We start from the raw sequence: 18,497 nt of genomic DNA on the forward strand, positions 1-18,497 counted from the left end.
TATTTGTGGCGAGCGTACACACCGGCAACGGTCGACGCAATACGTATTTGCTCTGGCATGATGAGGGTGATGAAGGAGGGTCGATGGCGAGCCGCCAACGCACGACGCAGCCGCACCGCGTCACGATGAAGGACGTCGCACGTCACGCAGGCGTGTCACAACCGACCGTGTCGTTCGTGCTGAACGACCGCAGGGACGTGTCCATCGCTGCGGACACCCGAGCCCGGGTGCTCGAGGCGGCGAAGGAGCTGAACTTCCAGCCGAACCGCGCGGCGCAGTCGCTGCGTTCGAACAGGTCGTACACGGTCGGGGTCATCGCCGACCGACTCGTCGCCCAGCCGTACGCCGGCCACATCGTGCTCGGTGTGCAGCAGGCGGTCCAGGAGGCCGGCTACGTCTGCTTCGTGGTCGAGACCGCGCAGACCACGGACGGCGGCAAGGCAGCGGTCGAGAACCTCGTCCAGCAGGGCGTCGCCGGGCTCATCTACGCGGCACCCGGTCCGGAGTACGTCACACCGGTGGACGGCCTCGAGCGCGTCCGGACCGTTTACGTCAACTGCTTCCCGTCCGGCGACGCACCCGCCGTCACCGTGCTGGCCGACGAGTTCCAGGGCGGGTACGACGTGGCCGCCGCCGTCTTCGCGGCAGGACACACGGACATCGCCTTCCTCGGGGGCCCCGAGGACGACTACGCCTGCCGGGAGCGCAAGCGCGGACTCGACCGGGCCGCGGCCGACGCGGACGTCTCGGCCGACAGCATCCGCGTCGCGTTCGGCACGTTCCAGGTGGGCTCCGGTTACGACCTGGCGATGGAGGTCCTGACGACCATCCGTCCGACGGCGATCATCTGCGGCAACGACCGCATGGCCGTCGGTGCCCTGATGGCCGCGCAGTCACTCGGCATGCGGTGCCCCGAGGACATCAGCATCGTCGGCTTCGACGACCAGCCGGACCTCGCCGACCAGATGCACCCGCCGTTGACCACCGTCGCACTCCCGCACCAGCAGATGGGCTACGACGCCGGAACGCTGCTCCTCGCAGCAACGGAGCAGCCCGGCCGACACCTCGTCCCCTGCGACTACGTGCCCCGCAGCTCGCTCGCATCCCCACGACCCGAAGGAACCTAGGTGACCGTCCACCGCAGCACCCACTTCCAGCCGCCGAACGGATTCGTCGGGGACGTGATCCCCTTCGAGCACGAGGGCACGGCATGGCTGTTCTACCTGCTCGACGAGCGACCCGACGCTCCCCCGCTCGAGCGGAGCACGGGGATGCCGTGGGGCGCCGTGACCACGACCGACTTCGTCGACTTCGAGGACCGCGGCGTGGTGCTCCCGTCCGGCGGACCGGAGGCCAGCGACTTCGACTGCTACACGGGGAGCGTCGTCCAGGACGAGACCGGAGCGCTGCACCTCTTCTACACGGGCCACAACCCGCGCATCACGATCGAGGCGGACGGCGGACCGAAGGACGCGCAGGTGGTGTGTCACGCGACCTCCGACGGTGACCTCACCGACTGGACGAAGCACCCCGACTGGGACTTCCCCGCACTCGCCGGCTACTCCCCCGAAGACTGGCGAGACCCCTTCGTGTTCCGGCCGGCCGCCGACCGGCCCTGGCAGATGCTGCTCGCGACACGGCGGCGGGATGACCCCTACCGACGGTCCGGGCTCGTCGCTCGACTCGAGTCGGACGACCTGGTCACGTGGCGCGACGCCGAGCCGCTCTGGGAACCACACCGCTTCATCACCCAGGAGTGCCCCGACGTGTTCCAGTGGGGCGAGTGGTGGTACCTCGTGTACTCGGAGTTCTCCGACGCGTTCTGCACCCGGTACCGCATCGCGACGTCCCCGGACGGGCCGTGGCTCGCCCCGACGGACGACACCGTCGACGGACGCGCCTTCTACGCAGCGAAGACGGTCGCGCTCGGCGACGACCGGTACTTCGTCGGCTGGATCGCGACGAAGGACGGCCACCGCGACGAGGGAGCCTGGCAGTGGGCCGGCACCATGGCGACACTGCAGGCACACCAGCGCCCGGACGGTTCGCTCCGGTTCGACCTGCCGGACGCGGTGCAGGCCGCGTACCGGCACGAGTCGGACGTCACGGCGCAGCTCGAACCGGTGAACGGCGCCGACGGGACGGTCGGGAACGGTGCGACCACCCGGTACGCGTCGTGGGTCGGACCGGAACTCCCCGACGAAGCACTGGTCGTCGCCGACGTCGTCATCGAGCCCGGCACCGCCTCGCTCGGGCTGCTCCTGCGCACGAGCGACGACGGCGAGGAGGGGTACGCGCTCCGCCTCGAACCCGATCGGAACCGGGTCGTGTTCGACCGGTGGCCGCGCGGCAGCACCGGGACCGAGCAGTGGCAGATCCTCGGTGACGTGCCGCACGCCGTGGAACTGGAACGCCCGGTGGAGCTCGCTCCTGGAGCGCACCGGATCGAAGTGCACCTCGACGGCGACATCTGTGTCGCGGTCATCGACGGCTCCGTGGCGTTGAGCACGCGGCTCTACGACCGCAGGGCCGGCCGGCTGGGACTCTTCACCCAAGACGGCGCGATGACGCTCCAGCGCCTGGCGATCCGCACCCGCTGACCCCGGATCGCGGGCAGGACCGCGAGCCGGGAGGGCAGACGCCCTTCAGCCGCGTCCGTCCCCGAGCACCCGGACGCCAGCAGCGCGGAACGGCCCCGTGTCCCGCTCGAACCGGATCCCGGGAGGCACGCCCACGGGGAGCAGGGCGACGTCCGGCACGCGGGCGGTGACGTCGAGCAGCACCGCCCGGAGTTCGCCGACCGCCGCGGCCTCGCCGAGTGCCGTTCCGTCGAGTCCGACCGTCGGCCTGCCGTCGGAGACGACCACCAGCCGGCGGCGACCGGGCTCGTCGGCGTCGAGCAGCTCCGCGGCGACCAGGAGCCCGTGCGCGAGCGGCGTCCCGCCACCCGTCCGTGCCCGGCCGATCCCCCACCGGGTGCGGTGCAGACTCGTCGCGCGGGTGACGACGATCTCCGCACGGTCACCGGCCGCCACGACGACACTCACGGTGCCGCGTCGCGCGCAGACCTCGGCGGCCAGGCGGTCAGCGGCGGAACCCGCCCGGTCGAGTCCCGCCCGCCCCAACGAGGACGAGCCGTCGACGAGCACCACCGTGTGGGTCCCCCCTCGTCTCGCCCGGACCGCTGAACGCAGGTCGTCGCGGACGAGCGGGACCGGATCGGGGCTGCCCATCGCGGTCTGGAGCGCCACCCGGACCGCCGCGCGTCGCAGGCTCGGCACCACGGCGATCCCACCCCGACCGCGGTCGAGCGCCACGTCACGCACGATCCGCCCGCGGTCGTCCGATCGGCTCGACGGCCCGTCTCGCCCACGCAGGTGCCGGTCGCTCCGCGTCGCCGGGCGGACGCGCATCGACTGGTCCGTCGTGACGCCGGTCGCCCCGATGGTGACCGCCAGGCCGGTGGGGTCACCGTCGAGCGGGCACTCCTGCGCCGTCGCCGTCGCGCCGGTCGCGTCGTCAGTACCGGTCGGGTCGTCGCCGGAGGTTACGTCCGGGTCCGGCCTGGAGGCGGTGCTCGCCTCCGCACCGCGGGTCACGTCCGCGCTGCTGGTCGCCCGGTCATCGGCGCTGGCGTCGCCCTCGTCGGTCCCGTCCGCCTCGTCGCCGGGCCCCTCGTCCGTCGAGTCGGAGTCGCGCGCATCCGGTTCGCCGGTCGCGTCCGCGCGGTCAGAGCGCCCACTGCCCGTACCGTCCTCGTCGCCGGCTCCGGTGTCCGGGTCGCCTGCTGCCGTTCCGTCGCCGTCCTCGTCGTCGGCGGTCGCTGCTGGATCATCGGTCGTCGGTGCGCTCCCGATGCCGTCCGTCTCGTCCTCGACCGACGGGCCAGCCGCGTCGTCCCCACCCTCGCCGTCCGCTCCCCCGGTCGGGTCCTCCGGCACGGCTGACCCGGAGCGCCGAGGCCCCGCGACGACCTCCGCGACGACGGCGAGCGGGTCCGGGTGTCCGCCGTCTGCCAGCCCCAGGGCGAGACGCGATGCCGCCACGTCGAGCCCGTGGTCTCGGAGACCGGCCGCATCGAGGAGCCGGACGACCGCGCCGGGCAGTTCGTCGAGCCTCCAGGCCGGTGCCCTGCGTGGTTTCGGAGAGGTGACGGTGCGGGGATGTGCGAACCGGAGGACCGCCGTGCAGCGGCGGAGCAGCGGCGGCGCGACGTCGCGGGCGTCCCACGCCAGGGCGAGCACACGCTCGCCCCGGACCGCTGCGAGCCGTTCCGCGTCGACCGACTCGGCGTGCGCGAAGCGGGCATCAGCAGCATCGGCGAGCTCGCGGAAGGCCCGCTCGGCGATCTCAGCGTCGCCCGTGCAGAGGATCCCGAACCGGTCCCCGGCGAGCCAGCGGTCGAGCAACGCCCGGTGCTGGTCGTCGGTCACGCGGCCCGCAGGCCGAGCACCCGGGCCGTCGCCAGTCGGACGCGCGCCGCAGGGGCTGCGGCACGTTCCGCCGGCTGGCGCGGGGTCCGGTGTCGGAGCGCCGGCACGGCTGCCATGGCGACGTCGGCGCCGGTGACCTCCGTCCGGCCGGCGAAGGCCGCGCCGGCGAGCGCGGTCCGTGTCATCACGAGGTCGGCTCGGTGGCCGATCGCGCCGGACTCCACGCAGACGTCGACGATCTGCCGCAGGATCCGCTCGGACACCTCGACCTCGTCGAGCAGTTCCCGCGCCTGGACGATGCGTTCACCCAGGCGGAGCTCCGCGTCGCGTGCGGCGGCGACGAACGCGGCCGGGTCGCGGTCGAACCGCAGGCGTCGGCGGACGATCTCCAGGCGGACGTCGACGTCGGTGATGGTCGTGACCGCGGTCGCCAGGCCGAAGCGGTCCTCGAGCTGCGGGCGCAACTCGCCCTCCTCGGGGTTCCCGCTGCCGACGAGCACGAACCGGGCCGGGTGGACGTGGCTGATGCCGTCGCGCTCCACCCGGTTCAGGCCGGACGCGGCGACGTCGAGCAGCACGTCGACCAGCAGGTCGTCGAGCAGGTTCACCTCGTCGATGTAGAGGAAGCCGCCGTGTGCCTCACCGAGGACGCCCGGCGCGAAGGCGACCTCGCCGCGGAGGGCGCGGTCGACGTCGAGCGACCCGAGCACCCGGTCCTCGCTGGCGCCCAGCGGCAGTTCCGCGATCGGCATCGGTACCCCCGCCGTGCGGAGCAGCGCCCCGAGGCCCCGCACGGTCGTCGTCTTCGCGGTGCCGCGGTCACCGATCGCCAGGACACCGGCGATGCCCGGATCGACCGCGCAGAGCGCGAGGCAGCGCTTCAGCTCGTCCTGACCGAGGACCGCGCTGAACGGGAAGACCACATCCGACATGCTTTGATGATAACTGTTCTCATCAACGAGGCGGAACGGAGGTCAGCCGTGAACGCACGCTCCACCGTGCCCGTCGTCGCGATCACCGGACCGCTCGGCGTCGGCAAGACGAGCCTGGTCAATGCACTGCTCCGCGCGCCGGGCGCCCGCATCGGCGTCGTGGTGAACGACTTCGGCGCCGTGAACATCGACGCCGGACTGGTGGTCGGGCAGATCGACGAGGCGGCCTCGATCTCCGGCGGGTGCATCTGCTGCCTCGACGACACCAGCGGACTCGACGACGCCCTCGAACGCCTGACCGACGCACGACTCGCCCTCGACGTCGTCCTGGTCGAAGCGAGCGGTGCAGCCGATCCCGCGGTGCTCTCGCGGCTCATCCGGTTCAGCTCGGCGCCCCGCGCCCGGTGGGGCGGACTCGTGGAGGTCGTCGACGCCGCCTGGTTCGCGCGGACGACCGAAGCGGAACGCCTCGGTGACGCCCGCTACCGGACGGCATCGCTCGTGGTGGCGAACAAGACCGACCGCACGCCGGACGCCGACCGAGTCCTCCGCGCGCTCGGGGCCGTCGCCCCGCGGGCCGTCGTCGTCCCGGCCGTGCGGGGCGCGATCGACGCCACCGTGCTGTTCGACGTCGCGGAGCGGGCAGCGTCGGACGAGCTCGACTTCTCGGGCCTGACGGAACCGGAGCACGTGCACCACCACGCCGAGGCCGTCACCTGCGAACTCCACACCCCGGTGTCCGCGGACGCGCTCGTCGACCTGCTCGACACACCCGTCCCGGGCGTCGCACGGATCAAGGGCATCGTCGACGTGCGGATCGGCAGCGCCAGCCGGCCGTACGTGGTGCACGTCGTCACCGGCACGGTGCACGTCGAACCGCTCGGGACCGGGACCGCGGCCCGGGCACTCGTCGCCATCGGGTACGGGTTCGACGCCGAGGTCGTCCGGGCGCGTTTCGAGTCGGTCGCCGTGGACGAGCCGTCAACGCCAGCGGGCGTGCGGCGGCTTCGGAGGCTGTTGCGGCTCAGTCGGTGAGAGCTGTTCTCGAACACCTACTTCTGACCGGACCGCTGCGCGAAGTCGGAGTTCACGGCGCCGTACACGATCGAGGCGATGACCGGGTTGATCGCGAACGTGTTCAGCAAGTCGTCCCGGTGTCGTTGAACGTGAACGAGAAGTTTCCAGTGGACCCGAGCGCTGACACCGAGTCCAAATTGATTCCGAGCGTCGGGATCTTGCCGAAAGGCTCCAGCATGCTGGTTCCGCCGTTGTGACCGTGACGCTCGAGGATCCATTCACCTTGCTGCGCCATGGTCGAGACCTTCCCGGTCATGTCCTCCACACCTGACATGCATTTCCATTTCTCCTCTGACTGCGAGCAGATTCCCCAGTACAACGCGTTCTGAGTCGCGCTGAAGGTGACGTAACGAGGACCTGATGCCTCTCCCCTCGAATGAGTCTCAACTCGACGAAACCACCGTGCGCAAGGGGATGAAAATGCGACAATGCACAGGTATCACGTGGTGGGCTCCGAATAGTAGTTCTTGACGTACGGTCGACCTATGGAGTGGGGCAAGCGTGCAATGGCGGGCGGCATACTGGCCGTGTTCCTAGCGGGGAGCGTGACGGCATGCTCCGTCACAGGATGCAGCGGAAGCCGCCAATCGACCGCCAGCGTGGCGATCGACGCCACTGCGTGGGTCGATGCGCACCCCGGACACGTCCTCACGGTCTGTCTCGACGACGTTTGTGCCGATGCGGCAACGAAGAACACGGTCACCGCGCGGTCTTCCGAGCCGAACGGACACAAGTTCATGTTGACCGCCGCGGACACCACGACCAAGGCGGAAATCGGGAGGAAGTCGACGCGGCTGTTCGCTTCTCAGGACAAGACAGCTTGCGGTGACGTCACCTACCCGACCGGAACGATCCAGATCACCAGCAGAGGAGAGCTCAAGGTCCGCCGCTAAGGGCCCCGCCCCTCAGGAAACGATCGCTCGATGTTCCGGTAGAGGATCGGCGAACGGACGCCGGCGGCTACCGGACGGCGGTGGAGCAAGACGAGCGCCGTGTCAGTCCGTGGGGAATGGACGACGTGCGATCCACACAGTGAAACCGACGAGAAGGAGCGCCTCGAGCGCGAGGGGGAAGAAGCCCCATCCGGGTGCGAAGCCGGCTTCGAGCGGCCAAACTCCGAGGCTCACAGTGACTACAGCGCAGAGCACGAGAAAGACGGGCATGATCACGCTGAGACGAGGTTGAGCGTTGAGTGCGAGCTGCAGGTCTTGGACCCACCGCTTGTTCCGTGCTCGCCAGACGATACCTGCAGCGGTGAGCACGAGGACCGCCACACTCGTGACCGGGAACAGGGCGTCTCGCACTACCTCAGACTACGGGCGCGTTGGTCGCGGCGCGTCTCGGTAGTCGATGGCCTCCCGAGACAACTGCCGGCGTCCGCAGAAACCCTGGATGAGCCTCGGCCGGCTGCTCAAACTTCGCTGGGTTCCCGCCCTGCAACCTTCGTCTCCCAGCGCGCGAACACAATCGAATCGCCCAGACTCAGCTCCTGAGCGATGGCCGCGGCCAGGCGCTCACCCTTGAGCCGCTGCTCCTGGCCGGTCCGTGCATCCGGCCAGCCAGTCTCGTAGGAGTACAGCGACTCGAATGTCGCAGCCCACTTGCGGATGTCAGCCTCCAGCCACGCCGGTACCTGAGGCTCCCCATCCGGCGCTCCACCGTCATCCCGCCAGATCGGCCAATCCGCGCTGTAGTCGTTCATGAGCCGGTACCGCATGACCACAGGATCACACAGGCGCCAGCACGGTGGCCCGGAAGAGGATCGGCTGTCGGGACGTCACCGATGCCAACTGGTTCGATGGGTGAATGACAACGCCTGATGCGCAGCGCGGCCGTCGGGGAACCGTTCTGGCCCTCACCGTGTCGACTGTCGTTCTGTGGCTCGTCGCGCTCGCGTCCGCCACGTTCGCGTTGGTGCTCCTTCTCGGGGTTGAAGCGCCCGCAAGTCGGATCAGCTTCATCGTCGCCGCCTGGTTCCTGACGCCAGCTGTTCTGGCGATGGGTTCGACCGTTGGGCTCGTGGCCGTTCGGCGGTCTTCCCGACGTGTTGCCGTTCGACCGGTGTCGCCTCCGTCTGGGACAGACACATCGTCCTAGTCCGTTAGTCGATCGGCGACCAGGAAGCTGGCCGTGGCTTCTGGTTCGGGCCGCAACCAGTGCCGGAGGCTTGCCAGGGCAAGTGCCCGCTCGTCTGCCCCGAGTGCTCGGTCCTCACGGAACAGCAGGAAGACCTCGCGCGGCATGCTTCCCCAGGAGTCTCGCCGTCCAACGATCGCGGCTGCGGGGAATCCGACGATGTCGCTCTTCGGGATCGTGCGCGTCGACAACACGTCTCGAAGGATGAGCGTGTCGGGAGTCAGCACGTACGCCGCCCGCACTGCCCGAGTAAAAGCCACAACCGCAATGAGGCCAGAGACCAGAGCTCGCACGGCGATTGGAGCCAGGATCGTCGCACTGGAAGTCACCGCACCAGCTTGCATCGTTCGCCGATCGGTCACCGGACAATTCAGGAACGATCATTTCTGACTTGGTCCACTGAGTCTCCCCGCTCCATCAATCGCCACGACCCGCCCGTCAGTGGTGTGAGGGTCGTCGCGACGTAAGCCGCCGCGACGATGCCGAAGGCGACAGTGAGCCCGATCGTGTCGGCGGCGAGTCCGCCGAGCAGGGCGCCGAAGGGGACGCCAGCCCAGGCTCCTGCGTTGATGAGGCCGAAGACGCGGCCGCGCATGTGTTCGGGCACCCGCTCGAGTTCGACTGTCGCGAGGATCGGGTTGAGCGATCCCGCCGCCAGCCCTGCCAGCGCGGTCGCTGCGACGAGCACTGGCAGCGGTGCCCCGAGTGCGAACGCCAGACTGGACGGACCTCCGGCGAGTGTGAAGCACACCGCGAACGTCACCCGCCGCGGCACCCGGTGGGCGACGAAACCGAAGGCGACGTTGCCGAGGAGGGCGCAGCCGCCCATGGTCGCAACGAGCAGCCCGAGCGCTGCCGCGCCTCCGAGGCGGTCGTTGGCGTAGAGGGGCAGCAGGGTCGACCCACGAGCGGCGTCGAGCAGGTTCGTGACCAGGACCAACCCGACCAACAGCCGCATCAGCGGATCCTGCACGACGAAGCGAGCTCCTTCGATGAGGTCCGCCCAGAATGACCCGCGCGGCGCACCCTCGACACCCGCTTCTGCTTCTGCTGCCTTGGCGTCGCGAGGGACGAACACCCATGTCAGTACCGCAGACACCGCGAAGGTCGCAGCATTGACGAACAGTGACCCGATCGGGCCGACGGCCGCCACGAGGAGGCCCGCCAGGGAGGCGCCGACGAGCTTCGCGAAGCGCTCCGACCCGTCGAGGAGACCGACACTGCGCTCGATGCGCACCCCCGCCCGCTCGGTCAGGCCCGGCAGCATCACGCGGCGGGCGGTCTGGCCTGGGGTGTCGAGGAGGCCCCCCACGAACACAAGGGTCAGCAACGCCCAGAACGGCAGACCGACCGTCAGCGCCAACGCCGGCATCGCGAGGACGGAGGCGCCGCTCACGACGTCCGCCACGATCGCGGCCCGACGGTGGCCGACCCGGTCGACAACGACCCCGCCGAGCGGACCACCGATGATCACAGGTGCCGTTGCGAAGGCGGCGGCGACGCCGATCTCGACGCCGGAACCGCCGAGCGCGAGGACGTAGAAGGGGACCGCGAAGGCCGTGACCACATTGCCCGTCTGCGAGACCGCGTGAGCGGCGACGAGGGCGGAGAGAGCTGTGCGAGCCGCGCGAGTCGACGTACCGGCGCCGCCGTCACCACCCTCGGCGGGCGAATCGCTCTGCGCGATGTCATCGCGGTCAGTGCGCCCGTCGGGATCGCGACCGTCGGGAGCGACCGTCTCGGGGACCGAAAAGTCCTCGGTCACGCTCCCGCGCCTCCTGGGTGCCGGTAGGCGTGGTAAGCGAGTACGACTGTCGCAGCCCCATCGCCGGAGTCCGCGCTGTGCGCGGCGCCGATTTCCACCCAGCGGTCCACGACGGACTCGAGTTCGGCACGCAGGGCGGCGAGCTCCGTCACGGTGAGGCGGATCGCACGGTCACCACCAGCCTCCGCCGCTACCCACTCCCTCGGCAGGGCCGGCCTCGCATCGACGTAGTGGAGGTAGCGCGCCGCGTTCGCCTGGACGATCGACTTCTCGAGGGCGGTCGATGCACTGAGGCGAGCGGGGTCGTCGAGCACGTCGGCCGGCTCCCACGAGGTGAGGGGTGCCGTTGCCTGCCACCAGCGCTCTCGCCGGTCGACGCTCTGCGGCTCGGCCGCCTGGATGAGGTCACTCGCGGCCAGCTTGGACAGGTGGTAGCTGACAGTGCCCGGAGCCTCGTCGACGACCTCTCCGAGCTGCGCTGCAGTCTGAGGACCTCGCTCGCGGAGCAATCCGAGGAGGCGCAAGCGGGTCGGGTGTGCCAACACCCGCATCGAAGCAGCTTCAGTGAGGGTCGAACGGGACGAGTCGTGGGGTGCCATGGACCGAACGTACCTACACAATGGTCATTGCGCAATGACCATTGTCGGACCGCTGGTTCACTACTGGCTCACGCCAGAAGGGGCGCCTTCGCAGGAGATGGCAACCGGACCACCTCTGTGACGAGCGCGAGTAGACGACTGGCCGACGGCCAGGGGGCGCCCGGAAAGCGATCGGCTACCGGACGCAATCGTTGACCAGCCGTCAAAGAGCAGTCTCGCCAACGATCAGCTGTGCCAGATCTTGCGCTCGACTCCACATCGGCCATTGCCCCGTCGGCAGGTCGACAACGTCGGCAGTCCAGCTTCAGGGTCGAGCTGCGGTGGACTGCCAGTCACTCGGCCACGTGGCATCAATCGCAAGGGTGATGTGGGCACCGGCGACGTGGACGTACAACGGTCGTGTTGACGAGGGACGTCGACATGAGACAAGGGGAAGCCAACATGCGCAAGAAGTTTTGGGGAATCGGTCTGGCCGTCATCACCGCGATGATCCTGACACCGCAGGTCGCGTCCGCGGCGCCGACGTCAGAATCCGCCGCTCTGCCTTCGTCCGGCGGAGCACGAGTGCTGCTCAACCCCGTCACAATCGGCTCGTGCAACTCGGGTCTCGGGGACGTCAGCGTACAGCGGATGGACGCCGCCAAGGTCGGCAAGATCGACCTTTTCTGCGGGGACAGCAGGTCCGGGTACGTCCACATCCGCACTCGGCATGAGAAGGACTGGCAGGCCGTGATCGACAAGACCCACGGTGGAGGGGCACTCTGGGATGACTTCATGGTCGCTTCGACCAGTGAAATCGTCTCCGACCCCTCGGCCGGCTACCCGAAGTCAGAGGGCAGCGGCAAGCTCTGCTACACCGCTCCGATCGTGATCCACGACCCGGAGACGAAGACGGTGTCCACCTACCACCCCACGGTCATCGTCTCGGAGAACCGCAAACTAGTCATCACGTCCTTCCCCACGAAGGCCGCTCCGAACTGTGACGACGACTGACCATCGAGCGCAGGGGGTGAGGTAGCGTTGCTCCTCGCCCCTCGCGGTGATCACGAATGCGAGCAAGCATGGACACCAAGAAGTCCGAGCTGATCCTGTCGGTCGACTACGGCCAGTCCTGGCCACTTTCCGACATCTTCTGGGACGATCGGCCGGACTGGCCGACACTGCTGCAACCAGAACTCGTAGCCCGTCTTGAGGCCTGGGCGAGCTTCTTCCGTGAGCACGCGGACGACGAGTCGGGGCTGTTCGGGTCCGAGGAGAAACGGCGCTGGTTCGACCTCGAAGCGTTCGCGCTCCGTGACGCGCTCGAGCAGCAGCTCGGCGACCGGTACGCGATCCGGATCGAGCTGTGGTTCTGAGCGGGCAGTCTTCGAAGTCCTGCCCGGGTGAAACGTTCCGGGCTGAACACGCGTTCCTTGCTCTTCACGTCGCGGAGCGCGGCGCTGCACTTCCACCGGTTGTGCGGTCATGCGGATCTGAAAGTCGGTATATTCCGCGGCATCTCCTCCGTTCGCTACGACCGCTCAAGTTGCGGGGAGGGCGCTGATGGTCTGTGCTGTGGCTCGGAGGTAGAGGTATCGGCGTGCGTTGAGGAGCCGTCGGGGTCCGCCGGTCAAGGTGCTGACGCTGGCACAGATCATGTTCCAGTGCGTCTGATCGAGGAGTTGCCACCACGGCACGTGTTGGCGGCGGGTCGAGTAGTTGATGTGCGTCGCGGACGCTGCGAGGTAGCGGGCGAGCTCGCCGAGTTGGCGCAGGATCGCGGTGGTCTGCGCGGGTGCGCCGAGCTTGGTTGGTCGGAGTCTTCTTCTGATGCCGCCGATGACCTCCGGTTCGGGTGCGTCTCGGTCGGTGCCGCCGAGAGCAGCGGTAAGTCCTCAGGCGAGTGATCGTTGGAGGCTTTCGGGGTCGGCTCCGTCGGCCACGCTCAGCGGTACCGCCCAGCTCGTCCAAAGCAGTGGTGCGAGGTGGTCCGCGGTCCACTCTGGATTGCGTAGGGAGTCGCGTGGCATGAGGAAGTCGACGTAGGCGGCGACGGCTGGGTCGTCGAATTGTGCTCGCACCGCGCTCCCGGTCACGAGGCGTTGCATCGCGGGGAGGTCCTGATCGATGGCTCGGAGGACGCGGCCTCGAAAGCGCGGACCGACGCACGGCGAATAACCGAGGAGGGACGTGGCGCTACCGGGGCCGCGTTCGCTCTGCCCCTGCTCAGATGGCCGGCGAACGTGAGCCGACGGATGAGGTGTCGGACCTTTTCCAACGGGGAGAACATGAGTGCGAACGCGGCTGCCATCAGCGCCCCCATCGCCAACGCGTTCTTTAGAGGCGTCGTTCAGACTCGTGCGGTCTCGTCGAAGAGACCGTGCAGCTAGCGGACGCGTAGAACCAGTCGTATCGATGCCACAAGTCAACTTACATATTTCGCATTATGACTAGCCCTCTGTCTGCGATGCATCCGAACGTGTGTGTCGTGGGCTGCCCTTCAATGTGACCCTGATTGGGCAACCTCAATCGGCGGCAGTTCCCGCCTCCTGTGCAAGGGAGTGCCAGGAAGGGCTGCAAATGGATGCAACTTCCCATCCTCGACGCTTCTGCCCGTCTGCTCCTGGCCTCGCATAGCCAACCAGGCCACTTCCGCTTCAGCATCACCATCGACCAACATTTTGCGGAAATACTCGAGTTCAGCTCGACGGGAGGTGAAGTAGTCGCGAAATGAGTCGGCAAGTTTCGTGTCGCCGTCATGCAGGATGGCCGTTGCTCTCGAGATAAAACTAATCACCTCCCAGAGGAAGTGCTCAACGTCGCGACGCATGCCCCCTACCTCGACAGCGAGCGCTACTGGCAGTTCCTCAATACCCGCATCTTGAATAGCATCCGAACTTCGATACTCGAAGACGACAACCCGGTTAGCTACAGCAGGGAGGGGCTCAACCCATTCTAGCCAATATTCTTCGGCCAGCATCGGCAGCGGGACGATGTTCTCGAACATCATCACGAACTGAGGATCCGGAATGACAACTAGCTGCAGCGGTAATTGGTGCTTGTCCTCGTTGTGTATCCGGGCAAATTCGCTGATTGCGAAATCACCCGTTTCGAAAGGTTGTATCCTGCGTAGGCTGTCGCGCTGGTTTTGGGTGAGAGCCTGCATATGCGGCTGCCCCTCGATCGATCGCCACGCCTGCTCGGTGGCGGCAATCGGGAAGTAGGTATTCTTTTTCTCTTTCTCACTAAGCGGAGGCGCCGCTTGCGCCGTGGCTGCGCTGAACATCGCGATATCGAGGACCGACCGTCCGCGCGCGAGAATATCCCGCAAGTCCTCTACAACATCGAGTGGGACAAGTTCACCTCTCACGCCGCAGCGGTAGACGACCCGGTGATCGCCGTCGCGCGCCGGCACTGCTCGTACGGCGACCCGTTCTCTGGAGCGCTGAGCCTCAGCGGTTAAGAATGCAAAGCTCTCATTCACCACCTTGGCGAAGCGCGCGGACCATACCGGGGTGTCGTTCTGTCCAGTCACTCTCACAGCATAGCCACCGTCTCTCAAAGCCGTCGAAAAAATTTCCGGAACCGCGATCATGAATCCATCGTTCCGTGGCGCGCATGTTTTTGCACCTGAGTCAGTTGCACTTTCTGGTGTTCCCCGGTCAACCGCTCGTTACGGAGCAATACCAACACCGCAAGTAGTTATCCGATCGCGTGCTGGAGCTTCCGACGAAAGGTTGAAATGAGCGACCGCCACGGAGGCCAGCGGCTGGACAGGAGCCAACCGCTGCCGTGCCCCAATCGTCGGTCTTACCGCCTTGTCGCGGGGCCCGTGCTGTGGCTCCATCACCGTGGAAACTAGGGGACGGGAGGTGTGACGGCCGTCGTCCGATGGTCGATCGGTCGCCAGACGGCTAAAGCAGCTGCTCGCGCGTAGGTGCCCGCTTCTTCGGCATTCAGGTCCGCACTGGGGTCTCCAGACCGAGTGGTGCAACACCGCCATCGACGAACTCGGCCGCCTTCAGTACGCCGCGGACGAGTATTGGGAAGAGAGAGGAGCCATCCGACAGCTCTTTGACCTCGAGCACGAAGCGAAGAGCATCGACGCCTCCGAGCGGCACCGCTGCATCAGCTTGATTAGATACGGCACCGAGCTCGACGTCACCGCCCGGTGGAACACCAGATCCGAAAACCAGGAAGGCCCGCCATGACGGGAGTTACCCTAAGCCAATTCGACTAGGCATTAGGTGGCGGAACGTCGTCACGCTCCCAATACCCAAAGGCGCTCAGCGGAGAGACACGCCACGTGAAGCCCGCAGCGCGCATTAGCTCACCCGACCGCAGGGCATCGACGTTGAACTCATCTGCAACTTCCTCGTCCGTCCAAAACGAATGCTCTCGCACCCGCTCGAGCAGCAATTGCGGGATCTCACCGCTGCGCCCCCAGTCAACGACGAGGGCTCGGGACTTTCGGAAGCGGATGGGACGTGCAGCGACGAGTGCCTGCAGCATCAGCCCAGCAACGCCCGATGCGGTTAGCGCGTAGGAACCAAGTGCCGTCGCGACGTCCCAAAGCTGCAGGAACTCGTCTGCTCCGCCGCCGAAACCGCCGCCGTGGATCAAAAACCGCCGTGGATCGCTTCGTTTATCATCGCCGGACAGTCGCGCGACGTCGGCAAGCGAGTCGGTTGGGAAGATGAGGAACGAGATATGGACGCCGTCTGGCTCCTCCAGGAAACTCGCCGCTACGCCGAGGTCTGAGAAGCGCGCCCGGTCAATCCCCTCACGGGCCAGCGAAGCGCGCCCGGTCAATCCCCTCACGGGCCAGCGAAGCGCGCAGTGCTGTACGGAATGCGTAGAGCATAAATGCTGCGGTGCCACAGCCTCCACCAGAGGTGAGGAGGCAGCTCCCACGGGGCGCACACAGGTTTGCCAACCGACGTCGCTACCAGGGCGGCTCGTAGTCAGACTTCGCGTCGGTCAAAGCCTGGAGGTCAAAGCCTGGCTCATCGAGAGCGTCGGAGCTCAATTCGAACCGCTGGTACGGCAGCTCGGCAAGGCGTAGCTCCTCGGGGCCTTTGAGTTCCGGATCACAGACAGTGCAACGGAACGCAGCCGGTGTGAACACCGCTTGCCAGTACCGCTGCGGGATGTGTTCATACTGTCCGCCTCCGAGAGGTTCTACACCCCACTCGACCTCAGCCTCGGCGTCAGCAAGGCCGAACAGTCGTCCCGTCCGTGCGCAGGTCGGGCACTCCTCGTCAGTGCTGGTCTCGAGGGCTGTGTCGTCGTCCGTATCGAGGTTCAAGCGTGCGGCCTCGCGGTCGTCTAATAGTGTGTAGTACTCCTCCCGTCCTGCTCCCGTCGGCGTTCGAGACTGGTTCGGGCGCGCGCCATCCGCATCCGCATGTCGGCTTCCACCGATTCCTGGTGCTGGATCGCGAGGGCTTCGACAGTCTCGTGATCAGCGCCATAGAAGGCGTCGCGATCCTCGTGTAGCTGGTCGAGCAGGAAGTCCCGGACGGCGACACAATCAAGGAGCACGTAGCGCACATCGGAAGTAGCTCCGAGGTGCGCTGATCCGTTCCGTGCGGTGACGAGACGCTTGACTCGTCGGGGCGGCTACGGGAAGTCGGGGAAAAGCGCTCCGACTCGTCTCAGTGACTCGTGCAGAGATGCAGTTCTCGCCTCTGGTGCTTCTGGGTCTGTCACATCTTCGTGGACGTTCTCGCTGACCGCCCAGGGGATGTGCTCCGCGATCGTCTTCGAGGTGAGCGCCTCGCTGCCGAGCCGTTCGCATTCGGCACGAAGACCGGCCATGTAGGCGACGGCGGAGTACGCGGCAAGTAGACGGTCAGATTCTGCGGGACCCGACAGGCACCCCGACCGAACTGCCAAGCAACGTGTCCATCTCCGTATTTCAGACACGTTGCGTGGCAGTCGGACAAGTCAGCTGGCGGACGACATCAACTCCCCTACTGCGGCATGTCCACGAACCGCGAGAACATCCCGTGGAACGCCACGGTGATCGTGTCCGTCGGCCCGTTGCGGTGCTTCGCCACGATCAGGTCCGCCTCCCCCTGACGCGGGTTGTCCTTCTCGTACGCCGACTCACGGTGCAGCAGGATGACCATGTCCGCGTCCTGCTCGATCGACCCGGACTCACGCAGGTCGGAGATCATCGGCTTCTTGTCTGCACGCTGCTCGGGTCCACGGTTCAGCTGCGACAGCGCGATGACGGGCACCTGCAGCTCCTTCGCCATGAGCTTGAGCGCACGCGAGAACTCCGAGACCTCTTGCTGGCGGCTCTCGACCTTCTTGCCCGAGGTCATCAGCTGCAGGTAGTCGATGACGACGAGCTTCAGGTTGTGCTGCTGCTTGAGTCGACGGCACTTGGCGCGGATCTCGACCAGGGTCATGTTGGGGGAGTCGTCGATGAAGAACGGGGCGTCGTTGATGCGCCCGCGGGTCTGCGCGATGGTGGTCCAGTCACGGGCGTCGACGGTGCCCTTGCGCATGTTCTGCAGGGGGACGCTGGACTCGGCGGACAGCAGACGCATGGCGATCTCGGCGCGCCCCATCTCGAGCGAGAAGAACGCGGCGGTCTGGTTGTGCTTGAGCGCAGCCGAGCGGCACAGGTCGAGCGCCAGGGTCGACTTGCCCAGTGCGGGTCGTGCGGCGACGATGATCAGCTGTCCGGGGTGGAAGCCGTTGGTCAGGGCGTCCATCTGGGCGAAGCCGGTGGGGACGCCGGTCATCTGGCCGTCCCGGCCCTTGGCGGCTTCGATCTCGTCGATGGCGGTGCCGATGGCTTCGGTGAGGGGGACGTAGTCCTCGGTCTGCACGCCGCCGGCGACGTTGTAGACCTCGGCCTGTGCGCTGTTGACCAGGTCGGTGACCTCGCCTTCGCTGGCGTAGCCCATCTGGACGATGCGGGTGCCGGCTTCGACCAGGCGGCGCAGGACGGCCTTCTCGGCGACGATGGCGGCGTAGTAGCCGGCGTTCGCCGCGGTGGGCACCATGCTGGTCAGGCTGTGCAGGTACTCGGCACCGCCACCACGGGACAGCAGGCCCGTCTTGGTCAGCTCGTCGGTGACGGCGATGACGTCGGTCGGCTCACCGTGGGAGTACAGCGACAGGATCGCGTCGAAGATGACCTCGTGCTTGGGGATGTAGAAGTCGACGCCGCGGGCGGTCTCGATGACGTCGGCGACGGCGTCCTTCGACAGCATCATGCCGCCGATGGTCGACTGCTCCGCCAGCATGTCGTGCGGGGGAGTGCGGTCGTTGTTCCGCTCGGCGTACTCCCGGGGGGCCGGGTCCAGATGCGCGATCGACACACGTGCTCCTCAGTGTTTGGCGGTGCTGGCGGACGGCTCAGAGAACCGCTCCCCACCGAGCAGTTCTACCCCGGGCGACCGACATCCCCGAGTCGCTGGCTCAAGCTACGGGTACGGAGTTATCCCCAGCAAACGGCCCTGTGGACAACTCTGTGGAGAGACCGTGGAACACGCCGGGGTCTTGTGTGGAGGGTTGTGCACTCAGCTGTGGACAACTCCCCTGGGGAACACACTTT

Annotated in this window: 18 protein-coding genes; 6 read left to right on the forward strand and 12 right to left on the reverse strand. The window is 67.2% G+C overall.

Features of this window, described 5'->3' with window-relative positions; all coding sequences use genetic code 11:
• Positions 1-83 precede the first annotated feature (83 nt).
• Both QCD68_RS00780 and QCD68_RS00785 read left to right on the forward strand, forming a co-directional pair.
• A complete protein-coding gene (locus QCD68_RS00780) occupies positions 84-1,127 on the forward strand; it encodes a LacI family DNA-binding transcriptional regulator (protein WP_221849324.1) in 1,044 nt (347 codons plus the stop codon).
• Entirely contained in the window at positions 1,128-2,600 is a 1,473-nt protein-coding gene (locus tag QCD68_RS00785; RefSeq protein ID WP_301221661.1) for a glycoside hydrolase family 32 protein, read from the forward strand.
• A 45-nt stretch (positions 2,601-2,645) separates the two neighbouring features.
• Here QCD68_RS00785 and QCD68_RS00790 read toward each other — a convergent pair whose 3' ends face one another.
• Both QCD68_RS00790 and QCD68_RS00795 read right to left on the reverse strand, forming a co-directional pair.
• Positions 2,646-4,433: a VWA domain-containing protein gene (locus QCD68_RS00790; RefSeq protein ID WP_301221662.1), complete on the reverse strand. Its 1,788-nt coding sequence runs from the start codon at positions 4,431-4,433 to the stop codon at positions 2,646-2,648.
• Positions 4,430-5,365 (reverse strand): ATP-binding protein, encoded by a 936-nt coding sequence (locus QCD68_RS00795; protein WP_301221663.1) that lies wholly within the window; start codon positions 5,363-5,365, stop codon positions 4,430-4,432. Before QCD68_RS00795 ends, QCD68_RS00790 begins: the two co-directional genes overlap by 4 nt.
• 48 nt (positions 5,366-5,413) lie before the next feature.
• On the opposite strand from QCD68_RS00795, the gene QCD68_RS00800 reads away from it, so the two are divergent.
• Positions 5,414-6,400 (forward strand): CobW family GTP-binding protein, encoded by a 987-nt coding sequence (locus QCD68_RS00800; RefSeq protein WP_301221664.1) that lies wholly within the window; start codon positions 5,414-5,416, stop codon positions 6,398-6,400.
• A gap of 103 nt (positions 6,401-6,503) precedes the next feature.
• Here QCD68_RS00800 and QCD68_RS00805 read toward each other — a convergent pair whose 3' ends face one another.
• Positions 6,504-6,698, reverse strand: coding sequence for a hypothetical protein (locus QCD68_RS00805; protein ID WP_301221665.1), 195 nt, complete (start codon positions 6,696-6,698; stop codon positions 6,504-6,506).
• Between the two features lie 229 nt (positions 6,699-6,927).
• Between QCD68_RS00805 and QCD68_RS00810 the strand changes: the two genes are divergently transcribed.
• Positions 6,928-7,335 (forward strand): hypothetical protein, encoded by a 408-nt coding sequence (locus tag QCD68_RS00810; RefSeq protein WP_301221666.1) that lies wholly within the window; start codon positions 6,928-6,930, stop codon positions 7,333-7,335.
• 102 nt (positions 7,336-7,437) lie between these two features.
• Here QCD68_RS00810 and QCD68_RS00815 read toward each other — a convergent pair whose 3' ends face one another.
• The 5 genes from QCD68_RS00815 to QCD68_RS00835 form a co-directional block, all read right to left on the reverse strand.
• Entirely contained in the window at positions 7,438-7,746 is a 309-nt protein-coding gene (locus QCD68_RS00815; protein WP_301221667.1) for a hypothetical protein, read from the reverse strand.
• A gap of 107 nt (positions 7,747-7,853) precedes the next feature.
• Positions 7,854-8,159 carry a hypothetical protein gene (locus tag QCD68_RS00820; RefSeq protein ID WP_301221668.1) on the reverse strand — a complete coding sequence of 102 codons (306 nt, stop codon included), beginning with the start codon at positions 8,157-8,159 and terminating at the stop codon, positions 7,854-7,856.
• 376 nt (positions 8,160-8,535) lie between these two features.
• Entirely contained in the window at positions 8,536-8,907 is a 372-nt protein-coding gene (locus QCD68_RS00825) for a hypothetical protein (RefSeq protein ID WP_301221669.1), read from the reverse strand.
• 41 nt (positions 8,908-8,948) lie between these two features.
• A complete protein-coding gene (locus QCD68_RS00830; protein WP_301221670.1) occupies positions 8,949-10,343 on the reverse strand; it encodes an MFS transporter in 1,395 nt (464 codons plus the stop codon).
• Complete coding sequence (locus tag QCD68_RS00835) at positions 10,340-10,942, reverse strand: helix-turn-helix domain-containing protein (RefSeq protein WP_301221671.1); 603 nt, start codon at positions 10,940-10,942, stop codon at positions 10,340-10,342. The genes QCD68_RS00830 and QCD68_RS00835 overlap by 4 nt, the downstream gene beginning before the upstream one ends.
• A 441-nt stretch (positions 10,943-11,383) precedes the next feature.
• Between QCD68_RS00835 and QCD68_RS00840 the strand changes: the two genes are divergently transcribed.
• Both QCD68_RS00840 and QCD68_RS00845 read left to right on the forward strand, forming a co-directional pair.
• Positions 11,384-11,935 carry a hypothetical protein gene (locus tag QCD68_RS00840; protein ID WP_301221672.1) on the forward strand — a complete coding sequence of 184 codons (552 nt, stop codon included), beginning with the start codon at positions 11,384-11,386 and terminating at the stop codon, positions 11,933-11,935.
• Positions 11,936-12,003: 68 nt separating this feature from the next.
• A complete protein-coding gene (locus QCD68_RS00845; RefSeq protein WP_301221673.1) occupies positions 12,004-12,297 on the forward strand; it encodes a hypothetical protein in 294 nt (97 codons plus the stop codon).
• A gap of 1,124 nt (positions 12,298-13,421) precedes the next feature.
• On the opposite strand, the gene QCD68_RS00850 is transcribed toward QCD68_RS00845, so the two are convergent.
• From QCD68_RS00850 to dnaB, 4 genes are all read right to left on the reverse strand, one after another.
• Complete coding sequence (locus tag QCD68_RS00850; protein WP_301221674.1) at positions 13,422-14,516, reverse strand: hypothetical protein; 1,095 nt, start codon at positions 14,514-14,516, stop codon at positions 13,422-13,424.
• 641 nt (positions 14,517-15,157) lie between these two features.
• A complete protein-coding gene (locus QCD68_RS00855) occupies positions 15,158-15,742 on the reverse strand; it encodes a hypothetical protein (RefSeq protein ID WP_301221675.1) in 585 nt (194 codons plus the stop codon).
• Between the two features lie 124 nt (positions 15,743-15,866).
• Positions 15,867-16,229, reverse strand: coding sequence for a hypothetical protein (locus QCD68_RS00860; protein ID WP_301221676.1), 363 nt, complete (start codon positions 16,227-16,229; stop codon positions 15,867-15,869).
• Between the two features lie 667 nt (positions 16,230-16,896).
• On the reverse strand, positions 16,897-18,261 hold the full coding sequence (dnaB, locus tag QCD68_RS00865; protein WP_111075290.1) for a replicative DNA helicase: 1,365 nt from the start codon (positions 18,259-18,261) through the stop codon (positions 16,897-16,899).
• Positions 18,262-18,497 lie beyond the last annotated feature (236 nt).

The sequence above is a fragment of the Curtobacterium sp. PsM8 genome (genome assembly GCF_030433875.1).
Lineage (GTDB): Bacteria > Actinomycetota > Actinomycetes > Actinomycetales > Microbacteriaceae > Curtobacterium.

Bases quoted from the DNA above. Each gene is read 5' to 3' on its own strand.
- QCD68_RS00810 (WP_301221666.1), top strand. From the start codon at position 6,928: ATGGAGTGGGGCAAGCGTGCAATGGCGGGCGGCATACTGGCCGTGTTC.
- QCD68_RS00805 (WP_301221665.1), bottom strand. From the start codon at position 6,698: ATGACCGGGAAGGTCTCGACCATGGCGCAGCAAGGTGAATGGATCCTC.
- QCD68_RS00850 (WP_301221674.1), bottom strand. From the start codon at position 14,516: ATGATCGCGGTTCCGGAAATTTTTTCGACGGCTTTGAGAGACGGTGGC.
- QCD68_RS00845 (WP_301221673.1), top strand. From the start codon at position 12,004: ATGGACACCAAGAAGTCCGAGCTGATCCTGTCGGTCGACTACGGCCAG.
- QCD68_RS00780 (WP_221849324.1), top strand. From the start codon at position 84: ATGGCGAGCCGCCAACGCACGACGCAGCCGCACCGCGTCACGATGAAG.
- QCD68_RS00820 (WP_301221668.1), bottom strand. From the start codon at position 8,159: ATGCGGTACCGGCTCATGAACGACTACAGCGCGGATTGGCCGATCTGG.
- QCD68_RS00840 (WP_301221672.1), top strand. From the start codon at position 11,384: ATGCGCAAGAAGTTTTGGGGAATCGGTCTGGCCGTCATCACCGCGATG.
- QCD68_RS00835 (WP_301221671.1), bottom strand. From the start codon at position 10,942: ATGGCACCCCACGACTCGTCCCGTTCGACCCTCACTGAAGCTGCTTCG.
- QCD68_RS00795 (WP_301221663.1), bottom strand. From the start codon at position 5,365: ATGTCGGATGTGGTCTTCCCGTTCAGCGCGGTCCTCGGTCAGGACGAG.